Genomic DNA, 12,609 nt, shown 5'->3' on the forward strand with positions numbered 1-12,609 from the left:
AGTATTGAGCGTTGTTACTAAAACCTATCTTTTATGAAACTGAAGTTGCTAACACTCGCTGCACTGCTCACTTTTACTCAGGCTGCAATGGCCCAGTTTACGGCCGGTATCAAAGGCGGCGCCAACATCACCAAAATCGAAGGCAAATCTTTTAACCAGGAGTTTCGCTATGGGTACCAACTCGGCGGCTTTGCCATGATTGGCCTCGGCGAAAAGTTTGCCCTGCAGCCCGAAGTGCTGTACCAGCAAACACAAACCAAAGTTGAAAGCGACTTTGAAAACGTGTACCAGGAAGCTTTTCGCGAGGTACGCGATGGCAATGTAAAACTGAATTACCTGGCCATCCCCATCATGCTCAACTACAAATTCATTGGCAACTTCCTGTCGCTGCAGGCGGGCCCGCAATTTGGCGTGCTGCTCAACAAAGACGACAACTTGTTGGAAAATGGCAAGCGGGCATTTAAAGGCGGCGACTTTTCAATGGCTGCCGGCGCCCAGATCAAACTAAGCAAAGTGGTTGTTTCGGGCCGTTATGTAGTGGGCCTCAATAACATCAACGACATTGGCGAGCAAAGCAAATGGCGCAACGAAGCCATCCAACTGAGTGTTGGCCTGGCGCTGTAATTTATGCATGCTGCATAGTGAATGGTGCGTGAAGTATTGAGCTAGCTTATTGATTAATAGAAAATGCTACCGGATTTCGGTAGCATTTTCTATTGAACATATTTATTCAGTAAAATCTTTTCATTGCAGCAAACACCAAATCGCAATCGTTTATTCACCATTGACGTTTCACGTTTCACGATTGACCATTCAACCATCTCCCTGCCAATCTTGCAGATATCCGCCCGTGGCACTATACTTGAACGGATGCCCTACCTTTGCAGGTTTCCGGACAAAGCACATTTAAATATAACTGCGTGAATTTTTTGCTCAAGCCCGAAGATGACATGGATTTTTTACCCATCATTCCCATAAATGAAAACGAAGGGGATAGCAACGATGGTCAGCCCATTCCCGATGAGTTGACGCTGCTGCCCCTGCGCAACACCGTTTTATTTCCAGGTGTTGTGTTGCCCATTACCGTTGGCCGCGATAAAAGCATCAAAGCAGTAAGCGAAGCATACAAAACCAACAAGCTTATTGGCGTGCTGGCGCAAAAAGACAGTTCGGTCGAAGATCCTGAATTTAAAGATTTGGTGTCCATCGGCACTGTGGCCCGCATTGTGAAACAAATAAAAATGCCCGATGGCGGCACTACCATTATCATTCAAGGCAAGTCGCGTTTTTCGGTAGGAGCGCTGATTTCGGAGGAGCCTTATTTCCGTGCCACCATTCAGGTGCTGGAAGAAGAGCCAGCGCCGACCGACCCGGATTTTGAAGCATACATTTCCAACATAAAAGATGTTGCAGCCGAGATCATTCATCTGTCGCCGAACATCCCGGCGGAAGCTTCGATCATTTTACGCAATATCGAAAATCCTTCTTTTTTACTCCACTTTGTTTCGAGCAACCTAAATACCGACCTGCAGGAAAAGCAACGCCTGCTGGAGCTGAACAACCTGCGGGAACGTGCCGAACTGTTGATGCAATTTTTGCAAAAAGAACTGCAGTTTGCCGAATTGAAAAACAAGGTTACCACCAAAACAAAAACGGAGATCGATAAGCAGCAGCGTGAATATTTTTTGCAGCAGCAACTGAAAAGCATCAAGGAAGAACTGGGCGGCGATGCCAACGACCTGGAGCTAAAAGAAATGCGCAAAAAAGCGGACGCAAAAAAATGGACCGATGCTGCGCGGGACATGTTTAAAAAAGGCGTGGAAAAATTGGAGCGCATGCACCCCAGCACGCCTGATTACTCGGTGGTGTACAACCACCTCGACCTGTTGCTGGACCTGCCTTGGCAGGAATATTCCGAAGATGTGTACGACCTGAAGCGGGCGAAAGAAATCCTCGACCAGGACCACTACGGTATGGACAAGATCAAAGACCGCATCCTGGAATACCTGGCGGTGCTGCAATTGAAGGGCGATATGAAAAGCCCGATTCTTTGCTTTTACGGTCCTCCCGGTATTGGCAAAACATCGCTGGGCCGGTCAATTGCGCATGCGCTTGACCGTAAGTATGTGCGCCTGAGCCTTGGTGGCATTCACGACGAAAGCGAGATCCGCGGCCACCGCAAAACATACATCGGTGCGATGCCCGGCCGCATTGTACAAAGCATTCGCAAATCGAAAACATCGAACCCGGTGATCATCCTCGATGAAATAGATAAAGTTGGTTCTGATCATCGCGGCGATCCTTCGTCTGCTCTGCTGGAAGTGTTGGACCCCGAACAAAACAATACGTTTTACGACAACTACCTGGAGCTGGAATACGATCTTAGCAAAGTGCTGTTTATTGCCACGGCCAACAATATGCAAAACATCCAGCCTGCACTCCGTGACCGGTTGGAGATCATTGAACTTAGTGGCTATGCTGTTGAGGAAAAAATTGAAATTGCGCAGCGCCACCTAATTCCAAAACAAAAAGAAGCACACGGGCTGAAATCGACGCGGCTGAATATTACCAACAAAGTGCTGGAAAAAATTATCCAGGATTACACCCGCGAAAGCGGTGTTCGGGAACTGGACCGCCAGCTTGCTGCCATCATGCGCAATGTGGCCAAAGACCTGGCGCTAAATGGAAAAGTAAAAGCATCGCTTACGCCGGCCGATGTTGAACGCATTTTGGGTCGTGCACGTTACAGCAATGAAATGTACAAAGCGGCATCCATTCCCGGTGTTGCGGTAGGCTTGGCGTACACTTATGTGGGTGGCGACATTTTGTTTATTGAAGCAACGATGAGTGAAGGCAAATCGGAGCTGCGGCTTACGGGCAATCTGGGCAACGTGATGAAAGAAAGTGCGGCTACGGCATTGAGTTATTTAAGTGCCAACGCAAAAAAATACGGCATCGACCCGAAAAAATTTGAAACCCAAACGGTGCACATCCACGTGCCGGAAGGTGCAGTGCCAAAAGACGGACCCAGTGCCGGTGTAACGATGCTGACTGCATTGGCATCGGCAGTTACCGGGAGGAAGGTGCGGCCATACTTGGGCATGACCGGCGAAATTACCTTACGCGGACAAGTGTTGCCGGTGGGCGGCATTAAAGAAAAAGTGCTGGCCGCAAAACGAGCAGGTTTAAAAGAATTGATTCTTTGTTGGCAAAATGAACGGGATGTTCAGGACATCAATCCGGAATACATCAAAGGCATGAAGTTTCATTATGTGCGGCACATGAGCCAGGTGCTGGAGCAGGCCCTGATGCCGTAATTGCACAAAAGTTTTAAAACAAAAAAAGTTGCCCTGAAGCAACTTTTTTTGTTTTTGGCTGCGGCCGGTTAACCGCCTTGCCGCTGTTGAAAATTGCGGCGCATTTCTTCGTAGTAAGCATTTACCGATTTGATCTGCTCATCCGTCAGCGGGATGGCTTTGTACTTTTTATCCAGGTCGGCCTGGATGGTTTCCATTTTTTTCTTGCGGTCGTCTTCCGACAACTCACGCAGTCCACGCATTTGCTGCCGCGACTCAAATTGTATCTCCACAACTTTATCGGCCTGCGCATCGGTGAGTTTTGCTTTCTCAACCAACTCGGGTTTAACGCGTTCTTTCATACGGGCAAGCATTGCTGCCGGGTCGCCGCCGCCGGGTTGTGCCTGGGCTTCGGTGGTGGTCAGCGCCAGTGTCAGCGCAGCTAAAGCAATCCACTTTTTCATGGTGTTTAATTTTAATACGGTAAGGTAGCGGCAGCAGCGGTTAATTTGGGTTAAAACCTTACCCAACCCCATCACAATCAGCAAATAAAAAACCGGAGCAAAAGCTCCGGTTCGTTGTATCAATCAAAATAACTCAGGTTAGTTTCAGGCGTCAGTGTGAGCAGTGTTTCGTACATCAGCCGCACTGTTTGTTCTATATCGCTGCGGTGCAACATTTCCACTGTGGTGTGCATGTAGCGCAGCGGTATGGAAATAAGCACCGAAGGGCAGCCGTCGTTGGCATAAGCAAACGAATCGGTGTCGGTGCCCGTGCTCCGCGACACGGTTCGCAACTGCACCGGGATCTCATTTTGCGCTGCCACATCCTGCACCAAGTGCAGCAATTTGTTGTGCACCGCTGGCCCGTACGAAAGCGATGGACCTTTGCCGCAGGACGTTTCGCCTTCAATGTTTTTGTTAATCAGCGGGGTGGAAGTGTCGTGGGTAACATCGGTAATGATCGCAATATTCGGCTTAATGCGGCGGGCAATCATTTCGGCGCCGCGCAAACCAATTTCCTCTTGCACCGCGTTTACTATATACAAGCTATAAGGCAGTTTTTTACCGGCCTGCTGCAGCAGCCGGGCCACTTCGGCAATCATAAATCCACCAATGCGGTTGTCGAATGCGCGGCCAATAAAATAATTATAAGCCAGTTCATCAAAGCCATCCTGGTAGGTCACTACGTTGCCCACCTGTATGCCCAGTTCTTCCACTTCCTTGCGGCTGCGAGCACCGGTATCCAGCCAAAGGTTTTCCACTTTTGGTGTCGGCTCTTTATCGGGTGTGCTTAACCGTGTGTGAATGGCCGGCCAGCCAAATACTGCCTTTACCAAACCATTATTACGCGTATGTATAAATACACGCTGTCCCGGCGCAATCTGGTGGTCCACGCCGCCGTTGCGTTTCAGGTAAATCAACCCTTCTGCCGTAATATAATTGACAAACCAGCTGATCTCATCGGCATGCGCCTCAATCACTACTTTAAACGGCTGGCCCGGGTTGATCACACCCACAGCCGTTCCGTAAGGATCGGTAAAGGTTTCATCCACATAGGGGCGCAGGTAATTGAGCCATAATTTTTGCCCCGCTGCCTCAAAACCAACAGGCGAAGGGTTGTTGATATAATCGCGGAAAAACTCCATGGATGTTGCTGTCAACACGCCGGTATCGCTTGCTGCCTGTGCTATCTTTTTAGCTTTTGCCATGTCCTTTTATTTATCGGTCAAATGTAGAAAACAATTTTTGCCCAAACGGGTTCGAGGCTGGAAACAACGGTTGCTTATAGCCACCATTGAAACAGCAAGAGCAGGGGCAATGATAGTGCCATGAGACCATCGAGCACGCCATAAAACAGAAAATCGCCGGGGTGGCTCAAACTGTAATCAAAAAGCGCAGCGACCGCAATGCCCGGAAGCGCCAGCGCTGCTATAGTTGTCCAATGAAAGTGAAAATAAAAAAGCGCAACACTCCATAATAAAAGTGCAATGATATTACCCCAGAAGAAACGGTGCACGCCGGCCGGCTCAAATGCAGTGATGACACTACGAATGCCTTGGCGTAGGTCCTGTTCGCGGTCGCGGTAATCAAATAAAATACAGATGCTGTAGATCAGGAAAAAGCGTTGCACCACGTAAACCACTTCTACATCAGAAATGATTGGCTGTTGCAGCACAATGGGCAGCAGCGAAGTGATATGCGTCCACGCAAATGCCAGGAAAAGCGTTTTGCCAATGGCTATTTTTTGCAGCCACCGCGCCGCCGGATGCGGAATGAGCGGCGCCGAATATAAAAAGGTCAGAAAAGCAGTGGCAGTAAGCCATTGCCAATGCTGCAGCAATTGCACACCGAAAAAAGCAGCGCCTAAACCACCGGCAATACACAGCGCCAGGTGCAGGTTTTTGTTGCGCACCGACCAGGCCGCTTTTTTGGAACCACTGTACGATTGCGGCGTGAGGTACCAGTGAAAATTATAGCTGCACAGCGTGCCGCAAAATGTAAAAGCCAGGAATAAATAATCTGGCTGGAGATGAAAAACGAGGTAGGTGAGGTACACCATCGCCACGGCACATAGGGCCAAAAAAAAGCTGGTGAATACAACGAAGCGCACCAGCTTTTTCAACAGCAATCCAATAGTTGCAAGCGCCAAAGCTTACCGGATTACAATGATATTCCGATCAATGGTAACCGTATCGCTGCGGTTGCCTTCCGCATCACGCACCGAAAAACTTAATTGCAGGGTATCGTTCTCGTTGCGGTTTTCGCCGGGTATGCGCAGCGGGCTGTTTTGCAGCGTTAAGAACTGTGCCCAGGAAAGCGACACATCCATTTCTCCGGTGGTTTTATCGGGAAACGGCGGAATTTTGAAGCGCCTTGAAAAAGGCTGCGCATCGATATCCCTTGCATTCAAACGTTTGCGGATAATGGTTACCGAGTCGTCTACATCGCCTTCCTTGTCCCGGAATTCAAGCGTTACAATGAGGTTGCCGCCAATGGGCACTTGTTCAGTGCTGATCGATTTGACTTCAATTTCCGGCTTGGTCTCCAGGTTGTTTTTTTCGCAGGCTACAAGCAACAAACCTGCTGCAAAGATTCCTAATACTGCCTTCATGTATTTGTATTATGCTGGTTCAAATTTAATCTTATTCGGCGTTGGAGCGCTATATAAAAACGTGACCTGCCGCCACTAAACAACGTTGCATCCCATTTGTGCAACGGCAGCTATTTAACAATCGAAAAAGCATTGAACACTATTTGCGTCGGTTACCGAACTTTGCCCGTCATGACGCCGGATATTGTTTTTAACCCAGCTATTAGTTTCGATGAAAAGGCAATTGCCCTGTTCCAGTTTCAGGCGGCCCAAAATCCGGTATATCAACGTTTTCTCGAGGCTATAAATTGCGATCCCAACAAAGTTCGCCAACTGTCCCAAATCCCCTTTCTTCCCATATCGCTGTTCAAGACGCATGCCGTGCAAACCGGTGCCTACCGGCCACAGGTTGTTTTCTCGTCAAGCGGCACCACCGGCACCAACACCAGCTACCATTATATCCCCTTCGTGGAATTATACGAACAAAGCTTTCGCACTGCGTTTGAGCATTTTTATGGACCGGCGCAAAACTATTGCGTGCTGGGGCTTTTGCCCAATTACCTGGAGCGCAGCGGCTCGTCGCTGGTGTACATGTCCGAAAAGCTGATTGAATGGAGCGGGCATCCGCAAAGCGGGTTTTGCCTGTATGATTTTGAGCGGCTGGACCAGACGCTGCGCCAACTGGAGGCTGCGGGGCAGCCTGTGTTACTGCTTGGCGTCACCTACGCGTTGCTCGATTTTGCTGAACGTTTTCCGCAACCGTTGCGGCACACCATTGTTATGGAAACCGGCGGCATGAAAGGCCGCAAAAAAGAATTACTCCGCAGCGAGGTGCACGGCATTTTAAAAAATGCATTCCACTTGGAGCAAATTCATTCTGAATACGGCATGACCGAATTACTGTCGCAGGCTTATGCCAAACACGACGGCCAGTTCCAAACGCCGCACTGGATGAAAGCGGTGCTGCGGGAAGAGGATGACCCTTTTGCGCTACATTTCGAAACGGCGAAACCTGCCACCGGTGCCCTCAACATCATCGACCTGGCCAATATACATTCCTGCGCATTTATTGCTACCGAAGATGTGGCACGACTGCATCCATCGGGCCAGTTTGAGGTGTTGGGCCGCATGGACAATACCGACATCCGCGGCTGCAGCCTGCTGGCCATTTAGCTTTCGGTAAAAATGTTTGGTAAAAAACTTGGCTGGCCGGTATTATAGCTCGTTGCATGCCAACCGGTGAACTTATTTCTGGCACGTTTCTTTTAATATGTTCCTTCCTAACCGAACGGCAACCATGACGGTCTTGTACCCCGGCCTTGCCCATGGAGTGGACATTTGAAAAAAAAGAAATTGTGAGCCATGATGATTGTAACCGAGGAACAAAAGCTGCAGGCAAGGGCTTTTTATGAAGAAGCGTTGGAGGGGCTTGCCGAAAGCGGAGCCCAGTTTATGATGGGCGGCGGCTTTGCCCTGTACCAGTACACCGGTATTGAACGCGATATGAAAGACCTGGATGTTTTTTGCAAACCCAGCGAATATCCACGCATCCTGAAACATTTTGCCAGCAAGGGTTTTGAAACAGAACTCACCGATGTACGCTGGCTGGCGAAAGTGTTTGATGGGCCGCACTACATCGACATCATCTTCAACACCGTCAATAATATTTGCACCGTAGACGATACTTGGTACGAACATGCAACCGAGTGTGCGTTTGGCAACATAACAGTGAAAGTGCTGCCGGCCGAGGAATTGGTTTGGTGTAAAATTTATGTGCAAAACAGGGAACGGTTTGATGGCTCGGACGTGAACCACATTTTATTGAAATGGGGTAAAAAGCTGGATTGGAAACGGCTCCTATTTCGCATGGACCCGCATTGGCACCTGCTGCTGATGCAGATTCTTTCGTTTCAGTTTGTATACCCATCCGAATTCCACGAGATCATTCCGCGCTGGCTGTTTGAAGAGTTGATGGAACGGGCACGGGAGCAATATGATTTGCCATCGCCAACCGAAAAGGTTTGCCGCGGTCCCATCATCGACCAAACGCAATATCAGGTGGATATTAAAGAATGGAATTATAAAGTATGCACCATTAAAACGGTGTAAGCGGCGCTAAAGATCATTGATTACAGGTTATTGATGATTCGGTTTCAAAAAAACCGCTCATCGATGATAGATAATGAAACATACAGGCATGGAAGAACAAAACGGCAAAGTTCGCATAGCTGCAGTAGGCGACATTCATGTTCGGGAAAACGACAAAGGCAAATGGGTGGATTGTTTTAAACGCGTTTCCACCGAAGCCAAAGTGCTCGTTATTTGCGGCGATCTTACCGATACCGGCGATGAAGGCGAGGCACAGGTTTTGGCCGAAGAGCTGCGTGCCTGCACCATCCCGGTAGTGGCTGTTTTAGGCAACCATGATTATGAAAAAGGCCGCCACAAACTGATCCGATCCATGTTGCAAAAAGAAGGTGTGCACATGCTCGATGGCGAAGCGGTGATCCTGGAAGACATTGGCTTTGCCGGTGTGAAAGGTTTTGGCGGCGGCTTCGATAACCATATGTTATCCATATTTGGCGAAGGCGCCATGAAGGCCTTTGTGCAGGAAGCGGTTGACGAAGCACTGCACCTGGACCGTGCCTTGGCCCGGCTCGACGCTGAACGGGAAGGGATTAAAAAGATTGCGGTGATGCACTACGCTCCGATCAAGGACACCGTTGTTGGTGAGCCGGAAGCCATCTTTCCATTCTTAGGTTCATCGCGGCTGGCCGAGCCACTGACCCGTAGAAAAGTGGTAGCTGCATTTCATGGCCATGCACATGTGGGTACATTGCAAAGCTCCATCAACGGCACGGTGCAGGTATTTAATGTTGCCCGACATATTTTGCAAAAAGAAGGAATGGAAACACCGTATTACCTGTTCGATGTGTAGGTTAACGATAAGAATTCAAAATTAGAAAGGCAAAATTCAAAAGGCGGGGCAATACCTCTATCATACAATTTGACTTTTTACTTTTCAATTTTACTTAGCCGCATTTCCCTGCTCGTACCATTTAACCGCCCTTGCGTCACATTTAACACAAACAATTACTGGGGTAAATCTGCGTTTATCTATTTTTAGTTCAATGTTACCCCACATGAAGCAACTTTTTATCTTGTTAATGTTCCTGCCGATGGTCGGATCGGCACAGGATTGCCCTGTTAAAAAAGAAAAGGACCAATTTAGCCAGGAGCCTAAAGTAACCACTGGATTTGTTTCTTTCAAAACTACCAAGCGGTTCCAGTTGTCGCTGGATGGCACTAAAAAAGAGATTGATTTTTTCTTCACTTTTCCCAATGCCGACGGCCAGTGTTTCGATGACCAGTCGAACGTGGTAGTGACCTTTGAAGGTGGCAAACTCAAAAGCACGTTTAAAAACACCGGTTCGATGAACTGCGAGGGCCTGTTTCATTTTACCCACAAAAACCAGACGGTTACGCCGTCCATCCTGCAGCGGCTGGCCACCAAAAAGATTGTGAGCATGAAGTTTGTGGGCGCCAATAAAACCGAGTTTGAAATTGCCTTGAACGATCAGCAGCAGGAGCAGATGATGCAGTTGGTGAACTGCGTGGTGAATGAATCAAAAACGCTTTTATAAATGGCCTTATGGTTATCGAACTTCAATTTATAGTTGCAGTAACCCCGAAGTATCTTTAAGCCAATCCCTTTGTTATGAAACAAAAAGCTTCCATCTGGCAACGCATGGGCCTGCACGAATGGTTCCTGAAAAAAGATCCCGAACATACTACCGTCCAGGCGCCGGCGCTTACGCCTAATGATGTGTTTAAATACATTGGTGCTAAATTCAAAGAATCAATCGGCCAGCTTTCTTTTGCCAACCGGGTGGTGTTTTTTCACGAATACATTGTATCCTTCAACACCGAGGATTACAAAGATTTTATGGACAATAAAAAAGGCATCTTCGGCCTGATTGTCCAGGAAGCAGTACGCGGTTTTTACGAAGAATTGAAAAACCTGCGGTCCGGTGGCAAAACGGTAGAACCTTCTGCATCAAAATGGGTATTTCGCTTTGTATCGCACCCCGACTATGCCCGTGGCGACATGGGTTTCATCGGCAAGTTGTTGCCCGGTAGTTCGGCCAGTGCCAGCGAAAATTTGCGGGTTACTTTTATTCCGCGGCAAACAGGCATTGCGCAAACGTTTGACATCAACCCGGAAATACTCAAGGGCTTTAATTTTTACAGCGAAGGCTATTACGAAGTGCCATACACCGAAGACCTGCAATACGACAGCCGCAAGATCAGCAACCATCCTTCGTCGGCATTGGCGAGGTTAGAAACCATTTTACCCGATAAAGCATTTGCCGGCAAAAAACTGGAATACCTGATGCAGGACGAAGAAATTGTCGTGTCGGGGAAAGATGAAACAAGGGAAGCGGGCAACATTTTTAAAGTGCCGTCTGAATGGGTCAACACGCCGCACCTGCGCATTCGTTTTAACCGGCAGGAAGATAAATTTTACGTAGCGTCGTTTGGTGAAAAAACAATGGTGAACGAACAGGAAATTAAACGCAGCCCGGCCACGCAACCTTCCTGGACCGAAGTGCCCGTGAACAGCCGTATGGTGTTGAATGGCATTGTAGGCATCAACCTGTATAAAGGATAATCCGCATCGTTCGCGTTTACGTTTTACCGCATAAAATTGCCTGCATGGAGTATTTGCCCATAGCGCTCTTAGCAATTGTTGTATTGCTGCTGGCCGCACATTTCCGCGATATAAAAAAGACACACCGCACCCATGAGTAAACATTACTTCGGGGCCACCGATGTGGGCCGGATGCGGCAAAACAATGAAGATGCATTTTTTGTGCAACCCGTGCTGGGTGGCGCTTACCTCGCCGGCTGCGTTATTGACGGCGTAGGCGGGTACGAAGGCGGCGAAGTGGCAGCAGCCATTGCCCAACAAGTATTGCCCGACTATTTGCGCATACCATCCGGTGATGTGCCAACGATGATGCTGGAAGCCATGATGGCGGCGAATGAAAAAATCATTGCGGAAAAACGACAGGCGCCAGCATTGGCCGATATGGCCTGCGTGGCTACGTTGGTGTTGGTAAACGAAGCAGAAAATAGTTTGCACTACATACATGTGGGCGACACGAGACTGTATCTTTTTCGCGATGGTACGCTTGTAAAAGTTTCAAAGGATCATTCATTTGTTGGCTTCCTCGAAGACAACGGCCGGCTGTCGGAACCCGAAGCGTTGGCCCACCCAAAAAGAAACGAGATCGACAAAGCGCTTGGCTTTGAACCCAATCTTAAACGCGACTATTTTGATTTTGGCAGCTCGCCGTTTTTGCCGGGCGATGTGTTGCTGCTATGTAGCGACGGGCTCACCGACCTGGTGCCTGCGGCAGGCATTGTGCAGGTGCTCGAATCCGGCGACACACTGCAACAGCAGGCAATGACTTTGATTGAGGCCGCTAACGAGCAAGGCGGTAAAGACAACATCACGGTGGTATTGCTCCAGCACAGCCGCCAGCCACAAAAGCAGCGTGCCCTGAAACCTAAAAAAAAAGCAGCACCAAAGGAACGTGCGCCAAAAAAGCCGGAACCGGCCAAAAGCGCAGCTTCAGTAACGCCAGCACAAAATCAGCCAATAAAAGAAACGGTTAAGCCTAAACGAAGTGGACGCAACACGGTGATTGCATTGGCACTACTTTCAACAGTTTTAGCCATTGCACTCATCTTTGTTTTGTGGCGGCAAAATGGCCCGGCACCAAAGACCACTGAACTGGCGGGCACCGAAGAAGGTGCTCAATTGGCCCGTTTGTTTGCTGCAAACAACGGCGACACATTGGACCTTCCGGCTTACACACTTGCACAACCTGTTGTGTTGGCTGATTCGCTGAAAGTTGCGCTGGACACAGCTTTCATCAATGGAAACGGCATGCACCTCAAAGCCTCCGAGCAATTCAAAGGTGCTGCCATTTCGTTAATGCCAGGTAACAGACTAACAATATTGCAAGACGTAGTGTTCGAAGGATTTACTGTTGGTTTGCAAATCGGCCAACAAACCGTCCGGCTCAAAAATGTGCAGTTCCTCAATTGCGCCGTGCCGGTAAAACACGGGGCCTCGGTTCCCGTCAACAGTCCGCACAACCTGACCATTAAGGACTCTGTATTTTTCACCGCCGACACCTTATCCCGCTAA

The 12,609-nt window shown here is 48.8% G+C and carries 12 protein-coding genes; 8 read left to right on the forward strand and 4 right to left on the reverse strand.

Features of this window, described 5'->3' with window-relative positions:
• Window positions 1-33: 33 nt before the first annotated feature.
• Together EPD17_RS12475 and lon are read left to right on the forward strand one after the other, a co-directional pair.
• Entirely contained in the window at window positions 34-624 is a 591-nt protein-coding gene (locus EPD17_RS12475; protein WP_114233993.1) for a porin family protein, read from the forward strand.
• A gap of 296 nt (window positions 625-920) precedes the next feature.
• Window positions 921-3,317 (forward strand): endopeptidase La, encoded by a 2,397-nt coding sequence (gene lon / locus EPD17_RS12480; RefSeq protein ID WP_240040605.1) that lies wholly within the window; start codon window positions 921-923, stop codon window positions 3,315-3,317.
• Window positions 3,318-3,385: 68 nt separating this feature from the next.
• Here the strand turns inward: lon and EPD17_RS12485 are convergent, their stop codons facing one another.
• From EPD17_RS12485 to EPD17_RS12500, 4 genes are all read right to left on the reverse strand, one after another.
• A complete protein-coding gene (locus tag EPD17_RS12485; protein WP_123893310.1) occupies window positions 3,386-3,760 on the reverse strand; it encodes a hypothetical protein in 375 nt (124 codons plus the stop codon).
• A gap of 119 nt (window positions 3,761-3,879) precedes the next feature.
• A complete protein-coding gene (locus EPD17_RS12490; protein ID WP_114233991.1) occupies window positions 3,880-5,007 on the reverse strand; it encodes a M42 family metallopeptidase in 1,128 nt (375 codons plus the stop codon).
• A gap of 74 nt (window positions 5,008-5,081) precedes the next feature.
• Window positions 5,082-5,948, reverse strand: coding sequence for a UbiA prenyltransferase family protein (locus tag EPD17_RS12495; protein WP_132054665.1), 867 nt, complete (start codon window positions 5,946-5,948; stop codon window positions 5,082-5,084).
• Window positions 5,949-5,951: 3 nt separating this feature from the next.
• Entirely contained in the window at window positions 5,952-6,410 is a 459-nt protein-coding gene (locus tag EPD17_RS12500) for a hypothetical protein (protein ID WP_114233989.1), read from the reverse strand.
• A gap of 171 nt (window positions 6,411-6,581) precedes the next feature.
• On the opposite strand from EPD17_RS12500, the gene EPD17_RS12505 reads away from it, so the two are divergent.
• The 6 genes from EPD17_RS12505 to EPD17_RS12530 all read left to right on the forward strand — a co-directional run bounded on the left by EPD17_RS12505 (window position 6,582) and on the right by EPD17_RS12530 (window position 12,609).
• On the forward strand, window positions 6,582-7,562 hold the full coding sequence (locus tag EPD17_RS12505) for a phenylacetate--CoA ligase family protein (protein WP_132054667.1): 981 nt from the start codon (window positions 6,582-6,584) through the stop codon (window positions 7,560-7,562).
• Window positions 7,563-7,751: 189 nt separating this feature from the next.
• A complete protein-coding gene (locus EPD17_RS12510) occupies window positions 7,752-8,498 on the forward strand; it encodes a nucleotidyltransferase (RefSeq protein WP_240040606.1) in 747 nt (248 codons plus the stop codon).
• An 88-nt stretch (window positions 8,499-8,586) separates the two neighbouring features.
• Complete coding sequence (locus EPD17_RS12515) at window positions 8,587-9,327, forward strand: metallophosphoesterase family protein (protein ID WP_132054669.1); 741 nt, start codon at window positions 8,587-8,589, stop codon at window positions 9,325-9,327.
• Window positions 9,328-9,532: 205 nt separating this feature from the next.
• A complete protein-coding gene (locus EPD17_RS12520; protein ID WP_132054671.1) occupies window positions 9,533-10,033 on the forward strand; it encodes a hypothetical protein in 501 nt (166 codons plus the stop codon).
• Between the two features lie 74 nt (window positions 10,034-10,107).
• Window positions 10,108-11,061, forward strand: a complete 954-nt coding sequence (locus EPD17_RS12525; protein WP_132054673.1) for a hypothetical protein — start codon at window positions 10,108-10,110, stop codon at window positions 11,059-11,061.
• A gap of 132 nt (window positions 11,062-11,193) precedes the next feature.
• On the forward strand, window positions 11,194-12,609 hold the full coding sequence (locus EPD17_RS12530) for a PP2C family protein-serine/threonine phosphatase (protein WP_132054675.1): 1,416 nt from the start codon (window positions 11,194-11,196) through the stop codon (window positions 12,607-12,609).

This window comes from Pseudocnuella soli (assembly GCF_004347775.1).
Lineage (GTDB): Bacteria > Bacteroidota > Bacteroidia > Chitinophagales > Chitinophagaceae > Flavisolibacter > Flavisolibacter aquaticus.

Bases quoted from the DNA above. Each gene is read 5' to 3' on its own strand.
- EPD17_RS12490 (WP_114233991.1), bottom strand. From the start codon at position 5,007: ATGGCAAAAGCTAAAAAGATAGCACAGGCAGCAAGCGATACCGGCGTG.
- EPD17_RS12525 (WP_132054673.1), top strand. From the start codon at position 10,108: ATGAAACAAAAAGCTTCCATCTGGCAACGCATGGGCCTGCACGAATGG.
- EPD17_RS12505 (WP_132054667.1), top strand. From the start codon at position 6,582: ATGACGCCGGATATTGTTTTTAACCCAGCTATTAGTTTCGATGAAAAG.
- EPD17_RS12520 (WP_132054671.1), top strand. From the start codon at position 9,533: ATGAAGCAACTTTTTATCTTGTTAATGTTCCTGCCGATGGTCGGATCG.
- EPD17_RS12500 (WP_114233989.1), bottom strand. From the start codon at position 6,410: ATGAAGGCAGTATTAGGAATCTTTGCAGCAGGTTTGTTGCTTGTAGCC.
- EPD17_RS12510 (WP_240040606.1), top strand. From the start codon at position 7,752: ATGATGATTGTAACCGAGGAACAAAAGCTGCAGGCAAGGGCTTTTTAT.
- EPD17_RS12530 (WP_132054675.1), top strand. From the start codon at position 11,194: ATGAGTAAACATTACTTCGGGGCCACCGATGTGGGCCGGATGCGGCAA.
- EPD17_RS12475 (WP_114233993.1), top strand. From the start codon at position 34: ATGAAACTGAAGTTGCTAACACTCGCTGCACTGCTCACTTTTACTCAG.
- EPD17_RS12515 (WP_132054669.1), top strand. From the start codon at position 8,587: ATGGAAGAACAAAACGGCAAAGTTCGCATAGCTGCAGTAGGCGACATT.
- EPD17_RS12485 (WP_123893310.1), bottom strand. From the start codon at position 3,760: ATGAAAAAGTGGATTGCTTTAGCTGCGCTGACACTGGCGCTGACCACC.